At 51.6% G+C, this 24,279-nt stretch carries 10 protein-coding genes; 4 read left to right on the top strand and 6 right to left on the bottom strand.

Annotated elements, in window-relative coordinates; translation table 11 throughout:
• Window positions 1–153 precede the first annotated feature (153 nt).
• Entirely contained in the window at window positions 154–1,080 is a 927-nt protein-coding gene (locus O3276_RS06595) for a hypothetical protein (protein WP_269674925.1), read from the top strand.
• Here the strand turns inward: O3276_RS06595 and O3276_RS06590 are convergent.
• On the bottom strand, window positions 1,062–7,355 hold the full coding sequence (locus tag O3276_RS06590; protein WP_269674924.1) for a hypothetical protein: 6,294 nt from the start codon (window positions 7,353–7,355) through the stop codon (window positions 1,062–1,064). The genes O3276_RS06595 and O3276_RS06590 overlap by 19 nt on opposite strands.
• Before the next feature lie 418 nt (window positions 7,356–7,773).
• Here O3276_RS06590 and O3276_RS06585 point away from each other — a divergent pair, with 418 nt between their 5' ends.
• On the top strand, window positions 7,774–8,835 hold the full coding sequence (locus O3276_RS06585) for a hypothetical protein (RefSeq protein WP_269674923.1): 1,062 nt from the start codon (window positions 7,774–7,776) through the stop codon (window positions 8,833–8,835).
• Window positions 8,836–9,137: 302 nt separating this feature from the next.
• On the opposite strand, the gene O3276_RS06580 is transcribed toward O3276_RS06585, so the two are convergent.
• The 5 genes from O3276_RS06580 to O3276_RS06560 all read right to left on the bottom strand — a co-directional run bounded on the left by O3276_RS06580 (window position 9,138) and on the right by O3276_RS06560 (window position 18,779).
• The gene (locus O3276_RS06580; RefSeq protein WP_269674922.1) at window positions 9,138–9,968 is read right to left on the bottom strand and encodes a transposase; all 831 of its coding nucleotides are present in this window, start codon (window positions 9,966–9,968) and stop codon (window positions 9,138–9,140) included.
• A 28-nt stretch (window positions 9,969–9,996) separates the two neighbouring features.
• Window positions 9,997–13,215 (bottom strand): ankyrin repeat domain-containing protein, encoded by a 3,219-nt coding sequence (locus O3276_RS06575; protein WP_269674921.1) that lies wholly within the window; start codon window positions 13,213–13,215, stop codon window positions 9,997–9,999.
• Window positions 13,216–13,424: 209 nt separating this feature from the next.
• Window positions 13,425–14,411 (bottom strand): ankyrin repeat domain-containing protein, encoded by a 987-nt coding sequence (locus O3276_RS06570; RefSeq protein ID WP_269674920.1) that lies wholly within the window; start codon window positions 14,409–14,411, stop codon window positions 13,425–13,427.
• Window positions 14,412–15,398: 987 nt separating this feature from the next.
• Window positions 15,399–16,988, bottom strand: coding sequence for an ankyrin repeat domain-containing protein (locus tag O3276_RS06565; protein WP_269674919.1), 1,590 nt, complete (start codon window positions 16,986–16,988; stop codon window positions 15,399–15,401).
• A gap of 192 nt (window positions 16,989–17,180) precedes the next feature.
• Window positions 17,181–18,779 carry an ankyrin repeat domain-containing protein gene (locus tag O3276_RS06560; protein ID WP_332328190.1) on the bottom strand — a complete coding sequence of 533 codons (1,599 nt, stop codon included), beginning with the start codon at window positions 18,777–18,779 and terminating at the stop codon, window positions 17,181–17,183.
• Window positions 18,780–18,978: 199 nt separating this feature from the next.
• Between O3276_RS06560 and O3276_RS06555 the strand changes: the two genes are divergently transcribed.
• Window positions 18,979–19,578, top strand: a complete 600-nt coding sequence (locus O3276_RS06555) for an IS66 family transposase (RefSeq protein ID WP_269674917.1) — start codon at window positions 18,979–18,981, stop codon at window positions 19,576–19,578.
• Window positions 19,520–23,971 (top strand): hypothetical protein, encoded by a 4,452-nt coding sequence (locus O3276_RS06550; RefSeq protein WP_269674916.1) that lies wholly within the window; start codon window positions 19,520–19,522, stop codon window positions 23,969–23,971. The genes O3276_RS06555 and O3276_RS06550 overlap by 59 nt, the downstream gene beginning before the upstream one ends.
• The last annotated feature ends 308 nt before the right edge of the window (window positions 23,972–24,279 follow it).

Here is a 24,279-nt window from a genome sequence, read left to right as displayed (position 1 = left end):
CAGAGAAGACGGGATCAAGTAACGGTGACTTATTTGAGCAATTCATGGAATTACTGAATTATTAAATTACAGCTTAAGACCTATCTTTCTTATCAAAGTTCCTCCTCAACATGATCCATTCAATATTTAACTACAAAATAAATGCAGGTTAAGATGACGCCAACAACATCAGGATCATTGGGCTGTTTTGCCAGCCCGGCTCCTCCGGTTCTGCCGGAAATAAAGGTTCAGACTGTTACCGAAAAGCACTTGATCAGTGTTGATGATGAGAGATTCAGGCCTCTGAAAGCGCTCATGGACAGCAAAAATATAAAGTCTCTGTTCATCCATGAGCTGAAACAATTGTCAGACAGGGTGATCAGGGTCTTTCCTCCAAAGGAGTTTCTGTACATCGGGATAGGCCGAAGCCCGGCAACGGTCATTGCAGAGCTTCAGGGGCGGTTAGGCAAAGACGCGGCATGCAATATGCCGCTTTCCGATTTTCAGTTTCTGGAAACCTGTAACAAGGGCAGGGTTCGATTTAAACAAAAGATGACGCCTGAACAACAGAAGGCTCTTTTTCACCATTTTGATAAGGTTCTTGGGTCGCTAGCCAGCAACCGAAAAGTGCTGATTCTTGATTATGTCTGGTCAGGATGCACACTCTTGTCAGCCACCTATTTTTTTCATCAGTATTTTCGAGAAAAAGACTCAGCCATGGTCGTGAGTCCGGCGACGGGCAACAGCGAGAGAAAGGTGCATGCCCTGGCACTGGGCGACTGTCTTATATTACCAAAAGATATTACTTCCTTTGGTGCGAATCTGATGCAGGCAATCCAGCCGGTAGTTCCCGATGGGTGCTATGACCAGTGGGAATACGGCGATGGTTTTGAACACACCCTGCATTGTTCCCATGCCAAACTGCTTGCCGAGTACACCCAGCGGGTCACAGTAGCTGACCTGGCCAGGGGTAAGGCGGACAATTTATGCCGCAATCCGCTCTACGATCTGCTGGTTGACTACTTGCGGGCAGAAGATCATGAGGTGGTACCAGCAGCACTGTTTACTGAGTGGGTTCTGTATCATGAATTTGCACCTTGAACTGAATGTTCATGCTGGTCAGATGTCTCGATAGCATGGTCTGCCCGGGTAATCTGAGCCATCAGTTGTTCATGCACCCCGGCAGGACCGTGCACTCTGAATATACGCATCAGTTTTCTCAGGAAGATTTCAGTGGCTTGTCGTTTTTCCGGAGATAGTCCTTCGAGGTTATCAATACCTTTCATAAAGCATTCAATGGACTTGCCGGACTGCTCAACACTGAGAGTCTCCGACACGGTTATCCATAGGCTTTTGGCCTCATTGATCAGAAAATCATTACTAAAGCTGGCGAGTGCCTGAACATTATCTTCTGGCCATTCCCGGATTCTTTTAGCAACATTGAACAGCAACAGGTCGGTGGGGTAGAGCCCTTCATAATCGGCCTTGGTCAAGAGTGTTTTTAACAAGTGTTCCCGATCCAGGGCGATCCGGTTTTGCAGGCAATCGGAAGGATAGTCTGCATCGAGATCCTGCCTGTTACTGACATTATTGAGCAGTTGCAGCAGGGATTTAAGCAGGGCTGGCTTTGCCAGTTGCGCTATCAGGTGCAGAAGGTTTCTGTTATCACCGGAAGGGTTGGCTGTCAGCAACCGATTAAAGGAACCCAGGTCGAGGTACCGGGTTTCTTCAAGGCATTTGATCATTGTTTCGCAAGCCCTGTTGCGCTCTTTTGCTGCTGCGAAAATCAGCGCGCTGGATGGCTTGCCCTCATCATCCTGCCCAAGCAGTTTCCATGATAAGATTCTGCCGTTTTTATACAGTGACTCCAGTAAGGGGAATGCCCCCGAGACATTAATAATCTGGAACGGCAGGTTGTCCGTTGACCGCCACTGGCAGTGGCGCTCATCGATACCAGGCCAGGGAGGCTCAATGATATCCGTGTATTTGCAGGGAACGTGCTTTTCCTGAGCTTTACAGTCCTCAATAATTTCTTCAATAACGCTGGAAGTATCTTTGTTTTCACGGAGATATTGACACAACACCCGCTGCATAGCGCGCTCTTTTGTCAAGTGATGTCCATTTTCAAAGGCTCTGCTGAACAGTGCCAGCTCGGCGGCTTTTGTGGTTTTTTTCTGAGCCTCAAGCTCTGGCTTCAGGCTGGCTTCCAGTTGTGCAACCGCTGCCCTGACCCGCGCTGAATTTTTAGCAATGGTGTTTCGCGTTGCCTGAATTTGTTGTTGTAATTCCGCCATTTTGTTTTCTATATCATCAATGGATACCAGACTTTCCAGCTCCATTAAATCGAGGACATCCGGAAGGATTTCCGGGTCGATATGGCGAGACTGACATTCCCCTGCAAACTCCAGCCATTGCATATCTTCTTGATATCTTTCATGGTTTCTTCTGTTTTGCAATTCCTTTGAATACAGCGTTGCAGTTGCCTGGCACTGGGCACTGCTGGCATCGCTCAAGCCGTGACAATCATTTCTGTTATCATAGGCAATAAGTGCATCAGCGTAGGAATACGCCCGGTCTTCAATCATTATCTCGCAATGCATTCGGTTTTCTAACAGATGAAACAGTTCTTCCTTACCTTCTTGTAACTTCCTGACCATTTTGTTGTAGACCTTTCCCATTGCGACCAGGATTGTGTTTTCTCTCTCAATCTGTTTTCTTAGATGGTTAATCTTTACGGTATTCTTTTCCTTGAGTAGATCCATATTCTCAAACACGCCAAAGCCGAAGTTTTGGTGTCTGCTAAAAAATTTGCGGGAGCGGTTGCTCGCGGCCGTTTTCAGCGGCTGGCTGTTTGCTCCCATACCGATCAAGTCGAACAGACTGGCACCGGCAGGTAATGCCGACTCCAAAGGAGCTGACTCAATGACTTCCTGCAATTGCTGTTGTTGTTGTTTGCTCAGTGGCTCCGTATCAATACCGGAATATTGTGCAGTATGAGCCTGTGCCATCGACTCCAATGTTGATAGCAGAGTTTGGTCATGCTGGTAAGCAATCCCATGCAACGGGTGTAACTCACACCTTTCCTGCTCGCTCCGCAAGCTGGACATGCTGTGGTTATGCCTTTCAAGGGTCAGGGACAGAGCTTTTTGTTGCTCAAGATCAGGTGTGCTGTACATGGGGTCTTTGTGTTGCAGAAAGTTCAGTGTGTCCTGTAAAGATCGATATCTATTAAGCTGAGCCCGAGCACTGTCACTCCATGTCTGGCCCACCTCGACAATACGTTGGGCCAGTAGCTCAGGCTGTTGACTGAACTCACGGATGTCTCGATGAAACAGAGCCCTGCTGACTGGCCCTGATGTAATGTATCGGGTTCGCAATGCAGAAACAGTGTCCAGCAGTTTCCGGTCCTCCGGGGAGAGTTCAGGGTTTTCAGGCCCACAAATGATCGCGTTTATCTGTTCCTGTAGCGCCTGTGGGGGAGTGAGCTGGGGTATTTTCGTGAGATGTTTCAGCGTATTTCTGGTTTCAATCCACTGGTTATGGGTGGACGCTATCTCATGGGTTGATTGCCACTGGCTGTGCTCCTGTTGTACCTGGTGGAACTGATCACACAACGCAATAATCTGCTGTAAGGTTTCGTCCTCATTTTGAATGGGGCGATCGGCCCTGATCGTGCTGTTGGCAAACTGTTCCAGGCGATCTATTCCGGCTTTAGTAGCCTCTTTCTCGGTAATCAGACCGTCGTCATTGATTTGATTGAGCCAGGTGCCAATCAGTGGGATAAGTGCCTTGAGTTGGTCATACAGGTAACGTCTGGACAGCTGGGCTCTATCCTCATGGGGGATCTGGTCAGACATTGCCATGTCAGTATCAATACGGGAAGCGTCGCAGGCTTTCGGTGTTGTTCTACTGACGTGCTCTTCAGGAAGAAACTGCTGACAAAGTCCGGAAGCGACTTTAATCAGGTCTTTGATGGCCAGGCTAAGGTCTTCCTGGTAGGCAGGCTGGTGATGAGCCGTTAATATCTGTTGCTGCTGCTTCAGGCTGTTTAACTCCCACCGTTGCTCCATTCTTCTTTCTACTTCATTGATCATCTGGTCAATTATGTGTGGGTAGTCATCAGAGGGCTGCTTCGATGGACGGATGGATTCAAAGACTGAATCCATTATTTGCTGATAGCTGCAACTGCGATCACTTTGCCAGAAAGCGGCTTTCACCGACTGCCGGATCCTGTTCCCCAGTAAACCGTCAGGTTGGCACCACTCGTTTCTGAAAAGCTCACTCATTTGCAGCTTTAGTTTATTGGATTCACAGTTTGAGTAGCGACCGTAATAGTCATTGGCAAACCGGAGAGAACGGCTTCTGGATTGAATGATATACAGCGTTTTGATGAAACCCCTGAATGGGTTGTCTGTTGGGTGTAAATCGGCAAATAACTGAAAGGCCGTCAGCTCCAGCAGCTGTTTGCCCATGTTAGTGTCAGGCAGCCCGGGGAGCAGGGCTTCTATATGCTGTAACAGAGAGCATAATGTCTGGCTTGATGCCCGGCCCTGAAAATGGGTGATGATGGCCCTGAGGTTAAGGCCTGGCTCTGCGGTTTCTGCCACTGCCAACAGTTCCCTGATAACGTCCATAGTCTCCCGTTCTGCAGGGGGGAGTTCGGTGATGCTGGCAGAAGAGTCTTCTGTTTTTCGCGCTTTTCGGGGGACAGACTCGGTGGAGGAGCTGATACTGAGCGGCCTTTTCAGTGACGTTGGTACATTGTCACTGCCTGGGAAAACAGCGCTGTCGTTTTCTCTGCTCGCCTGCTGAATAACCGGCAGCACTTCGGTGTTGAAAACCTGGTAGACATAGGAAATTTGACTTTTATCCTGAGCGCTCCCGGTAAACAAGAAGGTGATGGGTACCTCCATTTTTAGCCAGTCAACCGGTTGTGTCAGATCGGTTGATCGGGTCGATAGCAGAAAATCCTCCCGTAGTTTTTGTTCGTCGCGCCCCATTCGTTCAATCCTCCGCTGACGTGAATCGTCTTCAAGTTTTACTGAAGGAATACGAAAGTGTTTGTCCCTGGGCAGAAGCAGATGTTGTGGATCAAGTGTAACAGCATGGTCACTGGTCAGCAGATAGTCGGGAACGCTAAGATAGTTCTCTGCTGAAATGTTGTTATTGCCATAAGGTGTTATGTCGTAAATACTTTCCCGGTACCCTATGTCGGGCAGTTTTACCCAGCGTTCACCGTCGTCGCTGTCTTTTGCATAGGGCCGGTAACGTCCACAGGTGCGCTGTATGGCTTGAAACCCTTCCACGTCGATATCGTCGTCGTAGCTGTCGTCTGAATCTTGCGAGTCATGTTTATGGGCGCGCAGCGCGTCTCGCAACTCTCCAAGGTCGCTATCGTAGCCGTAGATGTCATCTGAATCTGGCAGGTAAGGCTTATGACCGGGTATTACGGCTTGCGACCTTTCCGGGTCGCTATCGTAGCTGTAGCTATCATCTGAATCTGGCAGGTAAGGAATATCGTCGGATTCGGCCTGCGACCTTTCCTGGTCGCTATCATCTGAATCTTCCAGGTAAGGATTATAGGCGGGTATTACGGGTTGCGACCATTCCTGGTCGCTATCGTCGTTGTATCTCTTATCTTGCGGGTCGCTATTATCGTCGTAGCTATGATTGTCGTAGCTATTATCATCGCAGCTATTGTCGTCGCAGCTATTATCGTCGCAGCTATTATCGTCGCGGCTGGTATCTGAATCTTGCTGGTCAGGATTATGGGCGGGTGTTGCGCCCTGTGACCTTTCCTGATCGCTAACATAGCCGTAGTAATCATCTGTATCTTGCTGCTCAAGTTCATTGGTGGGCAGTACGGCCTGCAACCCCTCATTATGATGGTCAATAAGGGTTTGGGCCTTATTCACGGCCTCCAAAGGCACTGATAACCCATCCGTTGATGCCATCATTACGATGCACTGCGCCATTCTCAGCTGGAGGGTTTTAATCAGGCAATTAACCGATTGTTCTTTGGACTTCTTTACGGGTTCAGTAACACGCTGGTCAATGGAATAGGTCAGGATCAGTTGGGTTTTGTACATTTTTATTAGAATATCCTTACCAATGCTCTCTGTTTCCAGTAGATTTTTCAGCATGGACTGGTCTCTGAATTTAAGCAATGTGTAGATAATGCCCAGGCGGTTTTCTGCACTGACTGACGGGGTGAGGTCACAGAGCAATGTGGCAAAGAGCTCAACGACTTCAGACAGTTGTTGTGGGCTGACATCATTAATGGCTTTATCCATTCCCTTTTTTAGCCACTGCACACGAGGGTTGTCCGTTTCATGGCCACTGAGCAGACGCTCTTTATAGATGCAGAGTTTATCCAGCCCGGTCCTTCTCAGGTCTGGTAATTTTGTGTAAAGCTTGCTGGTAACCATACTTTGCAGCCAGGTCAGTCGCTGGCTGCTGAGTTTGCTGCCTTTCAGATGGTGTTGTGATAGCCAGCAAAAAAGGGGTTTCAGCAGGGTAAAGCCGGGATGGACGGTTAATTTCAGCGTTGGAATCAGGGCGGTCAGTGCCGTACACTCTTTTCCGGTGGCAGGTGACAAACCGGGCTCTGTGTTGAGAGCCCGGGCAATGTGCTGGCTGATGGCTGAGTCCTGAATTTTCAGAACCTTCAACACTACCCTCTGCCAGTGAGCCATGGCTACAGCTTTTCTTTTTTGCACATGATCCAGAATAACCCCCGGGTCTTTACCTGCGGTTTTTCCGCAAGGGGTTAGACGATCACGCAGCTCGCGGAATGTCTCATCACCGAGATCCTCCCGGGTAAAGTGATGCAGGCCAATACTTATGGTCTGTGGCTGACCATTGATTTTTATCTGCGCTGAGCCGGGTTGCTCACCTGCCAGGCGATGCAGCTCCTGTAGTTTATACCCCTGTTTGATCCGGCTTATCAGTTCCAGTAACAATCCGGTCTGAAGATGTGACGGGTGATCTGAGGCTCTGAACATCTCCTCCCGGTTCATTTTTCTTAAATAGGGGGTGAACTCAAGGGCTGGTAACAAATGGGTCAGGACAGACGTTTGCGACATCCCGGTTGTTGACATTAACGACGGAATGAGTTGTGCAAAAAGACGGTTTTTTTCAGATGCCTGTTTGTAATCAATCTTGGTCAGTTGGTGAAGATGTAGCCGGTCGGCAATGGTTTTTTCGGGAACCCTTCTTGTGACATAGCCTGATACATGGTCTGTGGAAATAACAGGAATCTGTTTTTTGGTTGTCTGAGTGCTGCAGTGCGGGGTACCCGGGCTCAGCTTGTCTGAGTGTGATGAAATCGTTAAATCAAGAAACTGTGGACTTAATGTGGTGTTGAGTGGATCCATACTGCTGCTCTTAATGCTAATTGTCTGTTTTGATCACAAGGACCGGCGAAGTACCATGTGGTTGATCAGATGTAGTAATAGCTTTCGTACAAACCCGCGTAATCAGGAGCAGCCCCGGAGGACAACTGTACGACAAATTACGGAAAACTGACTCAGCAAGTATCCCGTTAGTTCATCCAGTTACGTAAAAGTTCCCGCTTTATATTTTTTCCTGTAAAGGTTAGCCATAAAGGACAAGAGTCCCTTGCGGTTAAGTTTCTTTTTGAGAGCCACATGACCTTTGGCATCAATACCATGTAACTGGAAAATCTTTTTGCTCAGATCGATTCAGAGCAAAACAACCTGATCTTTCTGGTTTGCTCCTGATTTGTTAATCTTGCCCCAGCTTTTTCTTAGTACGGATGAGCAGGTCGCGTTTATGGAACAGCTGCTGGCCGCGCACAAAACGCTGATCCAGGCGGAGGCGGGCATTACCACGGTTCGGTTAGGCAGGCAGTGTTTGGATGATAAACGGCCACTGCTCAATGCCTGGCTGAAACAAGTCGCGGCGTTGCCGGTACTGGCCCCCAAACCACTCCTGAAAAGGATATTCCCAGTGAACCCCTCAGCAGCAGCGACACAGGCCATTGAGCGCTACCTGGCGGACAACCCCGACAATGAACCGCTGAACGCTCTTGGCATGACGGCGGACGGGCGGATTGTGCGCCTGGCAGAGCAGGAGGCGGGCCAGCGGCCGGCACTGCGCCAGGTGTTTGAGCACCAGCTTGGGGCTTTGATGCCTCAGGAGGTCAGCCTGACGGACAGGTACTGGATGATCAAGAACACGATAGGCACTGCACAAACCCTGGGGGATTGCCAGAAGATGATCTGGCGGGACCGGCAGATCCGGGACCGGCTCGCCACTTTGAAGACTGATTATGCCGATAAATTTGCCGTCATAAACAAACAGACCAGGACGGTATACGACATCCTTGGCAGGATCACGACCAAGGGGAGCGGGGTGCTTGAGGATGGTACCGATTGGGATGGCGATTTTGAGAATAAATTAACCGGGACGCACTGGGAATTCTATCGCAATTTTAAAACAGGCAAGGCCGCCAAACATGTTTTTTACATGAGCAACGTGATTGTTCACCAGTTTGAACAGACTGCTCGCCATGAGAGCTGGCTATTGGAACTGCCGACCATCATAGAACGATGTGGGATCATAAATAAACAAACCGTCGAGTGCCTGGTTGAGCATAAAGACAAGTTTGATTCCGACACCTTCGTGCAAGCCTTCCTGGAAACGACTGTGAATGGCAAGAGCACAGTCAGGGTGGCGCAAGACCTGGGACTAATGATTTGTGGCCTGGATGTTTTTTTTGACACCAGGCCAGTTGAGCGGATTGATTGGGATATTGATCCCGATGAGGCTTCAGGAGATTTTAGTGTGCAAGTCCACGTCATCCCGGACCCGAAGGTGTACGGCGCACCATGAAGTGGGTGAACCATGTACTGATTGCCGGGTCGGTCACGGCAAGAAATAAAAAATAAAAAGGACACCCATTTTAAATAAAAAGAAATAAAAAAGACACCCATTTTTAAAAAAGTGAAGAGAGTAGGACATTTGTTCATTTTTTAAATGATAGTATTGATCATTGTATGAATTTCTCATTCATACCAAACAGGAAGCGTATAAAAAGCACTCAGTAACAGGCAGATAGAAGACACTATCAAGCCAATATAAGAAAGAGCATTCAGAAAATTCTGGCCACATTAAAGTCAATGAAAATACGTTGATCAGGCAGGATAGAGAGCACTACTCACAGACATCCCATGAACCCAGCATTTTCCGGTGCTTTCTGCATAAGCCTTCAGTGAAGCCAGCTTGCCGACTGCGCGGTGAAAACGATTATTCCAGCGCATAGTCTCCAACCATTCTTTTGGGTCAATACCCAGGCGCTCCAGGATAGGTGGTACATCGTCAGTTATACGACCACGTTTGCCTTTGCGGATAATTCGGCCAGACCAGTCAACCAGTTCAAAATAGCTACTGAGTGGGTATGGAATCGCCTGTTCCGGGTTTTGACCCTGAGCTTTTAACGGTTTCAAGTGTGCCTTTTGTTTTTTTCCGTTTGTGCTGTCGTATGACTCAATGCGCTCTTTAATAGAGGTATGTTCTGAGGTTTCCAGCGTTGCAGCAATTTTTGCCCGGATGGGGTTTAAGTCGACATAGGCCATACAAGTCAGCAATGCTGGCTCATCTAAGAGGGCCTGACTTTTGTAACGACCTTCCCAAAAGCGTCCTTTGCACTCATCCTCTTTATTGGCCAGCCGTGCTAAATATTCGTTGAGACAGCGCATGAACCAGCTGATATCCATTAAACGACTGCGGTACTCCTGGGCATATCCTTCGACACGCAGCAGCTCTGCTCTGCCCAGCTGATCGCCGACAAGATAACGCTGAACCAGGTGTGGGCCAGAAAACAGCTGCGTCCATCGTTTTAAGACTGCTTTGGTGTCCCATTTTTTGGCTTGCTGACTATTGATATGTAGCACCACATGATAATGATTCGACATCACCGCATAAGCACAGACTTCCAGAGCAAAAATACCAGAAAGAGCTTTCAACCGATCAACCACCCACTGCCTGCGGTGCTCATAGTTTTTGCCTGAGAAATTGTCTTTGCCGCATAGGAAGGCCCTGCGAACGCAGCGTGCCATGCAGTGGTAGTAGGGCGTACTGGCTGGATCTATGAGGTTTTTTCGGGCGGTCGTCATGTCTTTTTTTGGTTACTGGGTAGATTTCCTTAATGCCCTTAAGTAATGCCCTTAAGAGGCTCCAGAATAAAAATAGACGGTGTGGCCGATTAGTCAAAATTTTGGGTGTCCTTTTAATCTCCGCCATTGTTTCTGGCAGTTCGACGGCTCTCCTGTTTTCTTGAAGGAGGCATTCCAGACGGCGTTCCGTCACTAAATGGCCGCTCTTGCCTGCAGCCTTCAAAGGCGACCTGGCGAAGCACCATTTAAAGACCCGGTATTTCCCGAGAAAGCAAGTAACCCATGGCTGTTCCGGGTCAGCGCCTTGTTCAAGCAAAAAATTCAGAACCGCGCCGTGCCCGTTCTGGGCAGCGACGAAGAGGGCGGTCGCTCCGTCCTGGCAAGCGGCTGACAGGAACGCCCTGACGGCGGTGGACTTGTCCGCCTCCGGCAGGGTTTTCACGGCCTCGTTGAGCGCCTCGACCAGGTATTTCACGACGCCGAGATGCCCGTCCTGGGCAGCGATGTAGAGTGCGGTCGCTCCGTCCTGGCAAGCGGCTGACAGGAACGCCCTGATCGCCGTGGACTTGTCTGCCTCCGGCAGGGTTTTCACGGCCTCGTTGAGCGCCTCGACCAGGTATTTCACGACGCCGAGATGCCCGTTCTGGGCAGCGATGTAGAGTGCGGTCGCTCCGTTCTGGCTGGCGACTGACAGGAACGCCCTGATCGCCGTGGACTTGTCCGCCTCCGGCAGGGTTTCCACAGCCTTGCTGTAAGCCTCGTCCAGGAACCCCACGATGCCGATATAGCCACTCTTGGCAGCGATGAGCAACGCAGTAGCGCCGCTTTCGGCAGGGGCCGACAGGAACGCCGTGATGGCGGAGCGTTTTTCCTCTTCCACCAGGGGGGCCACCGCCTTGCTGAAAGCCCAGGTCAGGCACATTACGACGTCTAAATACCCATACTGGGCAGCGATAAGCAACGCAGTAGCGCCCTCTTTGACAGGGGCCGACAGGAACGCCCTGATGGCGGAGAGTTTTTCCTCTTCCGCCAGGGGTTCCACCGCCTTGCTGAAAGCGTCAATCAGACACTTAACGACGTCTAAATGCCCATTCTGGGCAGCGATGTAGAGCGCAGTAGCGCCGCTTTCGGCAGGGGCCGACAGGAACGCCGTGATGGCGGAGAGTTTTTCCTCTTCCGGTAGGGGTTCCACCGTCTTGCTGAAAGCGTCGGTCAGGCGCTTCACGTCGTCTGAATGCCCATTCTGGGCAGCGATGTAGAGTGCATTAATGGCACTTTCGAGAGGGGGCGACAGGAACGCCCTGATGGCGGAGAGTTTTCCCTCTTCGGGCAGGGGTACCACCTTCTTTCTTTCTTGAAGGCGGCATTTCAGGCGGCGTTCCGTAAATAAATGGCCGCTCTTGCCTGCGGCCTTCAAAGGCGACCAGGCAAAGCACCATTTAAAGACCCGGTATTTCCCGAGAAAGCAAGTAACCCATGGCTGTTCCGGGTCAGCGCCTTGTTCAAGCAAAAAATTCAGAACCGCGCCGTGCCCGTTCTGGGCAGCGATGTAGAGGGCAGTCGCTCCGCCCTGGCAAGCGGCCGACAGGAACGCCCTGACGGCGGTGGACTTGTCCGCCTCCGGCAGGGTTTTCACGGCCTCGTTGAGCGCCTCGACCAGGTATTTCACGACGCCGAGATGCCCGTTCTGGGCAGCGACGAAAAGTGCAGTAACGCCGTCTTTGCGAGGGGCCGACAGGAACGCCGTGATGGCAGAGCGTTTTTCCTCTTGCGGCAGGGGTTCCACCGCCTTGCTGAAAGCGTCGGTCAGGTACATCACGACGTCTAAATGCCCATACTGGGCAGCGATGTAGAGCGCAGTAGCGCCGTCTTCGACAGGGGGCGACAGGAATGCCGTGATGGCGGAGAGTTTTTCCTTTTCCGGCAGGGATTCCACCGCCTTGCTGAAAGCCTCGATCAGGTGCTTCACGACGTCTAAATGCCCTTTCTGGGCAGCGATGAGCAACGCAGTAACGCCGTCTTTGCGAGGGGCCGACAGGAACGCCGTGATGGCGGAGCGTTTTTCCTCTTCCGCCAGGGGTTCTACCGCCTTGCTGTAAGCCCCGTTCAGGTGCTTCACGACGTCTAACTGCCCATTCTGGGCAGCGATGTAGAGCGCAGTAGCGCCGCTTTCGGCAGGGGCCGACAGGAACGCCGTGATGGCAGAGCGTTTTTCCTCTTCCGCCAGGGGTTCCACCGCCTTGCTGAAAGCGTCGATCAGGCGCTTCACGACGTCTAAATGCCCATTCTGGGCAGCGATGTAGAGCGCAGTAGCGCCGACTTTGCGAGGGGGCGACAGGAACGCCGTGATGGCGGAGCGTTTTGCCTCTTCCGCCAGGGGTTCCACCGCCTTGCTGAAAGCCCCGATCAGGCGCTCCACGATGTCTAAATGCCCATTCTGGGCAGCGATGAGCAACGCAGTAGAGCCGTCTTCGACAGGGGGCGACAGGAACGCCGTGATGGCGGATAGTTTTTCCTCTTCCACCAGGGGTTCCACCGCCTTGCTGAAAGCGTCGGTCAGGCACTTCACGACGCCGGAATGCCCATTCTGGGCAGCGATGAGCAACGCAGTAGAGCCGTCTTCGACAGGGGCCGACAGGAACGCCGTAATGGCGGAGCGTTTTTCCTCTTCCGCCAGGGGTTCCACCGCCTTGCTGAAAGCGTCGGTCAGGTACATCACGACGTCTAAATGCCCATACCGGGCAGCGGTGTAGAGCAGAGACACCGGTGAACCCGTTTTCCCCGACAGGAATAGCTGGTTCACCTGATTTGAGTCATATTTCAGCAACTCCTGCAACCAGGCAAGATTGCCGGTTCGGCATGCCGCCAGCATCGGAGCCTCATTATAGGGGTTTGAACGGTCATCACCGTCAGCGGAACTCTCCATCACCATTTCCGGTGACGAGGTATTATGAGGAAGCCTGCGATATCCAAGCACAGGGAGAAGGTTTCTGAGACAGTTCATAAACAGCCACACAATGAAATACAGCAAGACTATAGATGATCCGCTTGATTTTTTCCTTGCCTTGAGCTTTCTCACCTTGCAGTAGTCATACAAGGTGGTCGCCGGACAACCAACGATGGTTTGATGAACCTGATGCCCAGTGGTAGCTGGGCGCCGTTTTTTATGACGCTCTTTCCGGTCAGAAATCAAGGAATACCGACTGAAAGATAAGGATAAGAAGAAGGCGATTTCTGTACGTTCTCAAGATAAAATCCGGAAATAACCGAACAGACATGCTCATGAGATGATACCAACGGAGTGAATCACAGCCTCGTTTCCTCAATGCCCGGCATTAAGGCGACAGTCTCATTCACCGCTATTGTTTCTGGCAGTTTGACGGCCCTCCTTTTTTCTTGAAGGAGGCATTCCAGACGGCGTTCCGTAACTAGATGGCCGCTCTTGCCTGCAGCCTTCAAAGGCGACCTGGCGAAGCACCATTTAAAGACCCGGTATTTCCCGAGAAAGCAAGTAACCCATTTCTGTTCCGGGTCAGCGCCTTGTTCAAGCAAAAAATTCAGAACCGCGCCGTGCCCGTTCTGGGCAGCGATGTAGAGTGCGGTCGCTCCGCCCTGGCAAGCGGCTGACAGGAACGCCCTGACGGCCGTGGATTTGTCCGCCTCCGGCAGGGTTTTCACGGCTTCGTTGAGCGCCTCGACCAGGCATTTCACGACGCCGAGATGCCCGTTCTGGGCAGCGACGAAGAGGGCGGTCGCTCCGTCCTGGCAAGCGGCTGACAGGAACGCGCTGACGGCGGTGGACTTGTCCGCCTCCGGCAGGGTTTTCGCGGCCTCGTTGAGCGCCTCGACCAGTGATTTCGCGATGCCGATATACCCATTCTTGGCAGCGATAAGCAACGCAGTAACGCCGTCTTTGCGAGGGGCCGACAGGAACGCCGTGATGGCGGAGAGTTTTTCCTCTTCCGCCAGGGGTTCCACCGCCCTGAAAGCCTCGATCAGGTATATCACGACGTTTAAATGCTCATACTGGGCAGCGATGTAGAGCAGAGACACCGGTGAACCCGTTTTTCCCGACAGGAATAACTGGTTCACCTGATTTGAGTCATCTTTCAGCAACTCCCGCAACCAGACAAGATTGCCGGTTCGGCATGCCGCCAGCAGCGGAGCCTCATTATATGGGTTTGAACGGTCATCACAGTCAGCGGAACTCTCCATTACCATTTCCGGTGACGAGGTATTTTGAGGAACCCCGCGACAGCCAGGCACAGGGAGAAGGTTTCTGAGACAGTTCATAAACAGCCATACAATGAAATACAGTAAGACTATAGCTCGACTTTAGAGTTCCCAAAGCACAATAGTTCAGCAAAAAATTTAATTAATTGTTAATAGCAACCATCCCCAACGATGAAATTTGAGATGGTTGCCATGCTCACATCAGATCATCGAGTAATCCTTCAGGAGCTCGCTTTATATACAACCTTTCTTGCCGGAGCGCTATCACCAACCGCAGTACCAACGTTTTGTGAACTACTGTTCGGCTGTATGCTTTCAAAAAATCATCAGGTCTTTCATTTTGCATAACACTTGTCGTTTATGGTGATAAACAAGATATTTGCACAATGAAAGACCCGACCCCAGCTTTCGCGCGTGTAAAAACCTGGGTAATCAGAGGCAGCCCCGGAGGACTGCTGTACGACAAATTACGGAAAACTGGCTCAGCAAGTACCCCGTTAGTTCATCCAGTTAAGTAAAAGTTCCCGCTTTATATTTTTTCCTGTAAAGGTTGGTCTAATGAAAATGGCGGGATGATGATGGAGTTCAACGGTCGGGAGATAAAATCAGGGTGTTATATGGTCCGCCCCGCATTGTAAGGAAAAGTTTTCCATCATGACTAAAGAGTAATGCTTCCACTCTTATAATAAAGAGTCCGGCCTTTGGGATGAGGTCTCAATGCCTCTGGCCCTGATGGAATCCGCTCACTCCCACCTCATCAGGTCTTCGGCCTCTTCGGGCCCTGACCCCGGTCAGGTTCAAGGGAGTGCAGGTCTTACCTTTTATGCCATCATTTGAACTTTATCTTCGCAATTCGTTGCAGGCTTCTTACACTGATTAACCGCTTTTGCTTTTCTTGTCTATCGACAAATGTTTAATAGTTTGATGCCAATGCTCATGCCTTGTAGGGTTCTTTCTTGGTTAACACAGTACGGGTTGGCCAGGAGAACAAGTCGATGTTGCTGGTGAATGCAAAATCAGGGAGTGAGAGCAATCAGGGGAAGTGAATCACAGCGCCGTTTCCGTGGTTTCCGGCGTTAGCCTCTCTTCCTCTTTCATCATTTCTGTCGTTTTCCTTTCTTGTATAGCGCGTTTCAATATGGCTTGCGCAGATGAATGGCCGCTCTCCCTGGCGACCTTCAAAGGCGATTCGACGAACAACCATTTAAAGACCCGGTATTTCCCGAGAGAGCACTTCACCAATTCCTGTTCCGGGTCAATACCTCGTTCAAGCAAAAACTTCAGAATCGCGCAGTTCCCATTCCGGGCAGCGATGTAGAGCGCAGTAATGCCGTCTTTTTGAGGGGCCGACAGGAACGCCCTGATGGCGAAGAGTTTTTCCTCTTTCGCCAGGGGTTCCACCGCCTTGCTGTAAGCCTCGTCCAGAAACTCCATGATGCCGATATACCCATTCTGGGCAGCGATAAGCAACGCAGTAACACCGTCTTTGCGAGGGGCCGACAGGAACGTCGTGATGGCGGAGAGTTTTTCCTCTTCCACCAGGGGTTCCACCGCCTTGCTGTAAGCCCCGTTCAGGTGCTTCATGACGTCTAAATGCCCATTCTGGGCAGCGATAAGCAACGCGGTAACGCCGTCTTTACGAGGGGCCGACAGAAACGCCCTGATGGCGGAAAGTTTTTCCTCTTCCACCAGGGGTTCCACCGCCTTGCTGAAAGCGTCGGTCAGGCGCTTCACGACGCCGGAATGCCCATTCTGGGCAGCGATGTAGAGCGCAGTAGCACCGTCTTCGACAGGGGCCGACAGGAACGCCCTGATGGCGGAGAGTTTTTCCTCTTCCGCCCGGGGTTCCACCGCCTTGCTGAAAGCGTCGGTCAGGCGCTTCACGACGTCGGAATGCCCATTCTGGGCAGCGATGTAGAGCGCAGTAGCGCCGTCTTCTACAGGGGCCGACAGGAACGTCCTGATGGCGGAGAGTTTTTCCTCTTCCACCAGGGGTTCCACCGCCTTGCTGAAAGCGTCGGTCAGGCGCTTCACGACGTCGGAATGCCCATGCTGGGCAGCGATGTAGAGTGCAGTAACGCCGTCTTTGCGAGGGGCCGACAGGAACGCCCTGATGGCGGAGATTTTTTCCTCTTCCACCAGGGGTTCCACCGCCTTGCTGAAAGCGTCGGTCAGGCGCTTCACGACGTCGGAATGCCCATTCTGGGCAGCGATGTAGAGCGCAGTAGCGCCGTCTTCGACAGGGGCCGACAGGAACGCCCTGATGGCGGAGAGTTTTTCCTCTTCCGCCCGGGGTTCCACCGCCTTGCTGAAAGCGTCGATCAGGTACATCACGACGTCTAAATACCCATACCGGGCAGCGATGTAGAGCAGAGACACCGGTGAACCCGTTTTCCCCGACAGGAATAACTGGTTCACCTGATTTGAGTCATCTTTCAGCAACTCCTGCAACCAGACAAGATTGCCCGTTCGGCATGCCGCCAGCATCGGAGCCTCATTATAGGGGTTTGAACGGTCATCACAGTCAGCGGAACTCTCCATCACCATTTCCATTTCCATTTCCATTTCCGGTGACGAGGTATTTTGAGGAACCCCGCGACAGCCAAATACAGGGAGAAGGTTTCTGAGACAGTTCATAAACAGCCACACAATGAAATACAGTAAGACTATAGCTGGGCTTTAGAGTTCTCAAAGCACAATAGTTCAGCAAAAAATTTAATTAACTGTTAACAGCAACCATCCCCAACGATGAAATTTGAGATGGTTGCCATGCTCACATCAGAGAGTAATCCTTCAGGAGCTCTCTTGATTAAAACCGCGGGTAGAGAGTCACAGCCTGGTTTCCTCAATGCCCGGCATTAAGGCGACAGTCTCATTCAGCGCTATTGTTCTTGGCAGTTTGACGGCTCTCCTTTTTTCCTGAAGGAGGCATTCCAGACGGCGTTCCGTAACTAGATGGCCGCTCTTGCCTGCAGCCTTCAAAGGCGACCTGGCGAAGCACCATTTAAAGACCCGGTATTTCCCGAGAAAGCAAAGAGCCCATTTCTGTTCCGGATCAGCGCCCTGTTCAAGCAAAAAATTCAGAACCGCGCCGTACCCGTTCTGGGCAGCGACGAAGAGGGCGGTCGCTCCATCCTTGCAAGCGGCCGACAGGAACGCCCTGACCGCCGTGGACTTGTCCGCCTCTGGCAGGCTTGCCACGGCCTCGTTGAGCGCCCCGAACAGGTATTTTACGACGCCGAGATGCCCGTTCTGGCCAGCGATGTAGAGTGCGGTCGCTCCGTCCTGGCAAGCGGCCGACAGGAACGCCCTGACCGCCCTGGACTTGTCCGCCTCCGGCAGGGTATTTACGGCCTCGTTGAACGACTCGACCAGGTATTTCACGACGCCGAGATGCCCGTTCCCGGCAGCGGTGTAGAGGGCAGTCGCTCCGTCCTGGCAAGCACTCGACAGGAACGCCCTGACCGCCCTGGACTTGTCCGCCTCCGGCAAGGTTTCCACGGCCTCGTTGAACGACTTGACCAGGCATTTCACGACGCCGAGATGCCCGCACTGGGCAGCGATGTAGAGGGCGGTCATTCCGCCTTTGCAAGCGCTCGACAGGAACGCCCTGACGGCCGTGGATTTGTCCACCTCCGGCAGGGTTTTCACGGCCTCGTTGAGCGCCTCGACCAGGTATTTCACCACGCCGAGATGCCCGTTCTGGGCAGCGATGTAGAGGGCAGTCGTTCCACCTTTGCAAGCGGCCGACAGGAACCTCCTGACGGCCGTGGACTTGTCCGCCTCCGGCAGGGTTACCAAGGCCTCGTTAAGCGCCTCGCTCAGGTATTTTACGACGTCAAGATGCCCGTTCTGGGTAGCGATTAAGAAGGCGGTCGCTCCGTTTTCGCAAGCACTCGACAGGAACACCCTGAGCGCCGTGGACTTGTCCGCCTCTGGCAGGTTTCCCACGGCCTCGTTGAGCGCCTTGATCAGGCATTTTGCGACGTTGAGATGCCCGTTCTGGGCAGCGATGAAGAGGGCGGTCGCTCCGTCCTGGCAAGCGGCCGACAGGAACCTCCTGGCGGCCATGGACTTGTCTGCCTCTGGCAGGGTTTCCATGGCCTCGTTGATAGCCTTGATCAGGCATTTCGCGACGTCGAGATGCCCGTTCCGGGCAGCGATGAAGAGCGGATACACATGACGGGCAGGATTAGTAATTTTCGACAGGAATGATCTGTTCACCAGAGCTGGATCGTTCGCCAGCAACTCTTGAACCCAGGGAAGATTATTGCCGCGACAGGCCGCCAGTATCGGAGCCTCACCGTTTGGATTTGATCTGTCGTCATCGTCAGCACTGGAAAAGGAAGGCGCAGCACTCGGCCCCGATAATAGGGCATGTTGAGCGGTTAACCGGCAGGTAGAAAATCGACTCCTGATAGCATCCATAAACTGACAACTCGATAAGATACGAGAATGGAATTATAGGTGTTCAATCGTTTTTGTCTTTTTTTTCTCGCGTGAAGAAAGGGTCAGGGCAAGCCGTCTGTCCGCCGGTACGATGGCAGGGATCGGGGAAAGACAAAAATCAGGGCCATCATTTTGCATAACACGTGTCGTTTATGGTGATAAACAATATATTTGCACAATGAAAGACCTGCCCCCAGCTTTTCTGACCCCAGCTTTTCAGGAACGTATTGAGCTGCCCCCGGAAGAGAAGCAGGGTGCCCTTGAGACCTTCTTCACCAAAGTCCGGGAAGAGCTGGATATCATTCCCAAATCCGCAGTGACCGTTAGCATGCTGGCTTGGATCATCATTGCCAAATATTGCGATGCCCTGCCATTGTTCCGGCAGGAAAAAATACTGGCACGCTATGGCGGCTCCATTACCCGGACGACCATGGCCAACTGGCTGATCCGGTTGTCCCTGCAACTGCAGTCCCTGATCAACCTGATGGCAGACCATCAGCGGGTCGGCCACATCATGAATGCTGATGAAACCCGGATCCAGGTACTCAAGGAACTCAGCAAGGCCATCCACTCGGATAAGTACATGTGGGTGACCCTGGGTGGCCCACCAAGGCAACCGGCGGGGTTGGCTATTACGCTGGTTAAATTAGCGTTTACCTTCTATTGTTGTCATCCCCAGACGATTCTCCAACTGGAAACAGGTAATCCCCGAAGAAACCATGCAGTCACCTTCCTCCTCAGTAACCGCAGACGCGGCATCCCCGTTAACAGCCACTGAAGCCGGAAGGCACCGGCCAGCACACAGCCGAAAACAAAAAAGAAAGCGATCCATGTCAGGTTACCGGGTGGAACAGACAACAACGGTCACTGGAACATTTCCACCGCATCAACTGCAATCTGAATCCGGGCCCATCCCATCCATAAAGCGCAGGCGTGTTACTGACAACAACAGGAGTATTGTGTGTTCTGCAACTTCGCTACCTGTTAATCCGGAGCCAATGGAGACCGAACCGGCCATGCCTGCTGACGCAACTTCCAGGCTTCCGGGAGTGATCAGTTTCCTATCAAGAAATCTACCAACAGTGAGCGACAACAGGCTATTAACTGGCAATGAACATACCTCAGCGATGGTGCAGGTCATACCTGAACCAATGAAGGATGTACCGCTCACTACAGAAATTAACAGTGAAACATCAATTTCAGAATTTTCTGTAAGCCAGCAAAATGAACTGCGAACACATTTAAATAATCAAGAAATTCAAGCAATATTAACGAATGCCCGGACTCTTCTGAAAAACCTCAAAGACAGGAAAATCCAGTTAGCGCGAGACAGGGGAAAGCCGCCCGCACATTCCCTCTTTTCCAAGTTAAAAACCTTCAGCATTGTTAAAGATTCTCAGACTTTCAAAGGCTATTTTGCCAGGGCCAACACATTCTTTTTAGCTGTAAATCCCCAGCAGATTACCAATACCAGCTGCCTTACCAGCATGCTCAATTCGAAGACTCAGATAAAAAAGTTTGCAGAAGAAAGCGAGGAAAACATTCAGGCGGTTGCTGCTAACCCATGCTTGAAACAGATTGCCTCCATGTGTAATGGCAAAGGCTTGCCCGACAAAGCGAAGGTGGAAGCGCTCAAAGCGTGGGAGTGCTGGAAGGTGAACGGCGAATTCAGCCCGGAACTGCTGCGGGCCTTTTCCTCCATGTGTCATGGCAAAGGCTTGCCCGACAAAGCGAAGGTGGAAGCGCTCAAAGCGTGGGAGTGCTGGAAGGTGAACGGCGAATTCAGCCTGGAACTGCTGCGCGCCTTTTCCTCCATGTGTAATGGCAAAGGCTTGCCCGACAAAGCGAAGGTGGAAGCGTTCCTTGCGTGGGAGTGCTGGAAGGTGAACAGCGAATTCAGCCTGGAACTGCTGCGGGCCTTTTCCTCCATGTGTCATGGCAAAGGCTTGCCCGACAAAGCGAAGGTGGAAGCGCTCAAAGCGTGGGAGTGCTGGAAGGTGAACGGCGAATTCAGCCTGGAACTGCTGCGGGCCTTTTCCTCCATGTGTCATGCCAAAGGCTTGCCCGACAAAGCGAAGGTGGAAGCGCTGAAAGCGTGGGAGTGCTGGAAGGTGAACGGCGAATTCAGCCTGGGACTGCTGCGGGCCTTTTCCTCCATGTGTAATGGCAAAGGCTTGCCCGACAAAGCGAAGGTGGAAGCGTTCCTGGCGTGGGAGTGCTGGAAGGTGAACGGCGAATTCAGCCTGGAACTGCTGCGGGCCTTTTCCTCCATGTGTAATGGCAAAGGCTTGCCCGAAAAAGCGAAGGTGGAAGCGCTCAAAGCGTGGGAGTGCTGGAAGGTGAACGGCGAATTCAGCCTGGCACTGCTGCGGGCCTTTTCCTCCATGATGAGCACTAGGGGCTTGCCCGACAAAGCGAAGGTGGAAGCGCTCAAAGCGTGGGAGTGCTGGAAGGTGAACGGCGAATTCAGCCTGGCACTGCTGCGGGCCTTTTCCTCCATGATGAGCCGTAGGGGCTTGCCCGACAAAGCGAAGGTGGAAGCGCTCAAAGCGTCGGAGTGCTGGAAGGTGAACGGCGAATTCAGCCTGGAACTGCTGCGAGCCTTTTCCACCATGTGTAATGGCAAAGGCTTGCCCGACAAAGCGAAGGTGGAAGCGCTCAAAGCGTGGGAGTGCTGGAAGGTGAACGGCGAATTCAGCCTGGAACTGCTGCGGGCCCTTTCCTCCATGTGTAATGGCAAAGGCTTGCCCGACAAAGCGAAGGTGGAAGCGCTCAAAGCGTGGGAGTGCTGGAAGGTGAACGGCGAATTCAGCCTGGAACTGCTGCGGGCCTTTTCCTCCATGTGTCATGGCAAAGGCTTGCCCGACCAAGCGAAGGTGGAAGCGCTCAAAGCGTCGGAGTGCTGGAAGGTGAACGGCGAATTCAGCCTGGAACTGCTGCGGGCCTTTTCCTCCATGTGTCATGGCAAAGGCTTGCCCGACAAAGCGAAGGTGAAAGCGTTCCTGGCGTGGGAGTGCTGGAAGGTGAACGGCGAATTCAGCCTGGAACTGCTGCGGGCCTTTTCCTCCATGTGTAATGGCAAAGGCTTGCCCGACAAAGCGAAGGTGGAAGTGCTCAAAGCGTGGGAGTGCTGGAAGGTGAACGGCGAATTCAGCCTGGAACTGCTGCGGGCCTTTTCCTCCATGTATAATGGCAAAGGCCTGCCCGACAAAGCGACGGTGGAAGCGTTCGTTCAATGGCTACCCTCGGATGAAAATAAGAATATTCTGAAACTTTCTTGCCGAATATTTGCCAGTTTTGGTTTGCCCTCAGGAGAAAAACTGACTGAAAATGAGAAAACACTTCGCCAATGTCTTAATCAGTATGTTTGTACCACTGAACATGGAGATGACAATAGTGATGAAGATCTTTTAGAATCGAGTCAAATGAAAGCACTGGCTCTGTTCTTCTCCGGGCCTGCAAAATGGCGCATGAAAATTGCCGAATTCCAACAATATCTGGCTGCCCACAAGAGTCCTCGACATGACAGAGTGGCTGTTCGTGCTGCACTGCAATCATTGCTACCGATATTGGCTATCCATGGAGGAACTGGTATCCAGTTCTGGATGGAAAAATATCGTGAAAATCCACGCTGCAAAGGAGTACTCACTAAGGCATTAGCCATTCCTGCACCACTGGCTTTAACAAAATTTGCACTAACGCAACTCCCTGAATCTGAGAGGCAGGAATACCTTGAACTGTGCAGAAACCTGAAGCCAGCCCCGACTCAGGAACAGTGGTATGCATTAAAACCACTTTGCCAACAGCTTGGCCAGCAATTTGACTTCACGCAACCCAAACGCACGATGCTGGAGATTCTCTGGCAACAATCAGAAGATAACCGCGCAAAATACGCGGATAAGATGGATGAGCTATTCAAAACCTTGCCCACCATCTCACAGTGGTGCGGGTTACATCGGGTGCTTGGACAACTCAAAATGCAGCAATTCATGGATGCCTGTCTTGACTATCAGGCTGCACCTGAAACTGCTCCTGATGTCACGATTCAGCAACGGTTGCTGGAAGGAATGCTGCTCACCAACCACGCTCTACCTGAACCAGAGAAAATACCGGATCTCTGCTTTTCAAAGCGAGTGGCAACAGATGATAAAAGAGGGGTGATGGTCGGTGGTGATCCCGCCATGTCGGGCCAGGAACGCCTGTGGCGCTTTATCACGGCCATGTTAATTGAGCTTGAACAAACAGAATATCAATTCAAGAATCAAAGACTAACCGTTTTGCCAGACGATGGCGATCCGGTGGTACTCCAAAATCCAGAGTTTACCCTGAGAGATACCGGCTTTGTTATCAAGAACTGGACATTGCAACAGTTAACCGCCTTTTTCAAGGCAACCGAGTTCACAGAACAATGGTATAAAAAGCCTCAGGACAAGCGCGATCTCTATGCAATCAGGCTTGAGGCAAAATTAGCCCAAATAAAATCGAGAACCAAAGAGCCCAAGAAAGCCAAGCCTAAAAAAATACCACACCTGGTGGCACCCTCTCTGATTATCAGTCTAATCAATTGCCATAAACCATTAAAGCCTGCGGTCTGGTCATCTCTTGAACACTATGCCAGCAGCGGCCAGCTAAACGCCCGTTTATGCACGGCACTCAGCCCGGTTATCAAAGATGATAAAGACGGCATTGTTCCAGACCTCGTTAAGAAAGCGGTGGTTGCAAAGTTGGAACAGATTGAGGCAGCAAAAACGCCAGTAGTAACATCAATCCCTCAGCAAGGACTTCCAGCAAGGGCAAGCATACCGACTCAAGGGAACCAGGTTGCCAACAGTCGCATTCAAGGGCCGCTATCTGACTTTGACGCGGCAATGGAAGCGCTGGATCGTTTTCACGAACTGGGAAATGCAGAACTTGAACTGCTGGAACCCCACCGAAGCCGAATGGCTTCTGTTGAATTAAGCACGGCTATCTGCAAAATGAGCTACGCAGTGGATTCAGAAACACGGAAAGAATGGCATGAAGCCAGCGAGAAAAGGAGAAGAGACCCATTTGGGCTTGATGAAATAGTGGCATGGGATTTGGATTCGTTGGCGACATTGGATTCATTGGCGACAGAGTCAGAACTGGTCAACAACGATGACTGGATGGAAGAGTTCCTGCAAGGGCTGTGATATGCATTCACACGTTGCCGGTGAAAAACACCTTCTATAACCCGTATTCCAGAGGATGACACCTGTTCTTTAAAGGTGAACCCCAAGGTTCTCGCAAGCTTCTCATGTGTAATACCAATTCCACCTTCTAAATATGATAACGAGCAAGTCATTTTGGGCCGCTGGGCAAGGCGGAATGACGAGTAATAGCAGGGCTATTGCGAGGAATTCCAACGAAGATCCAGCGGTTCAAAATGGCTGCGCAGTTCATATTTAGAAGGTGGAGTTGGTATAAACACATCTCACAGCCAGAGTGCCTGACAAAACAG

The sequence above is a fragment of the Endozoicomonas sp. GU-1 genome, from assembly GCF_027366395.1.
In the GTDB taxonomy this organism is placed as follows: Bacteria; Pseudomonadota; Gammaproteobacteria; order Pseudomonadales; family Endozoicomonadaceae; genus Endozoicomonas.
This window is presented reverse-complemented; position numbering and strand designations above follow the sequence as displayed.

Coding starts and splice junctions, on each gene's coding strand:
- O3276_RS06595 (WP_269674925.1), top strand. CDS start 154: ATGACGCCAACAACATCAGGATCATTGGGCTGTTTTGCCAGCCCGGCT.
- O3276_RS06590 (WP_269674924.1), bottom strand. CDS start 7,355: ATGGATCCACTCAACACCACATTAAGTCCACAGTTTCTTGATTTAACG.
- O3276_RS06585 (WP_269674923.1), top strand. CDS start 7,774: ATGGAACAGCTGCTGGCCGCGCACAAAACGCTGATCCAGGCGGAGGCG.
- O3276_RS06570 (WP_269674920.1), bottom strand. CDS start 14,411: ATGAACTGTCTCAGAAACCTTCTCCCTGTGCCTGGCTGTCGCGGGGTT.
- O3276_RS06565 (WP_269674919.1), bottom strand. CDS start 16,988: ATGAACTGTCTCAGAAACCTTCTCCCTGTATTTGGCTGTCGCGGGGTT.
- O3276_RS06560 (WP_332328190.1), bottom strand. CDS start 18,779: ATGGATGCTATCAGGAGTCGATTTTCTACCTGCCGGTTAACCGCTCAA.
- O3276_RS06555 (WP_269674917.1), top strand. CDS start 18,979: ATGAAAGACCTGCCCCCAGCTTTTCTGACCCCAGCTTTTCAGGAACGT.
- O3276_RS06550 (WP_269674916.1), top strand. CDS start 19,520: ATGCAGTCACCTTCCTCCTCAGTAACCGCAGACGCGGCATCCCCGTTA.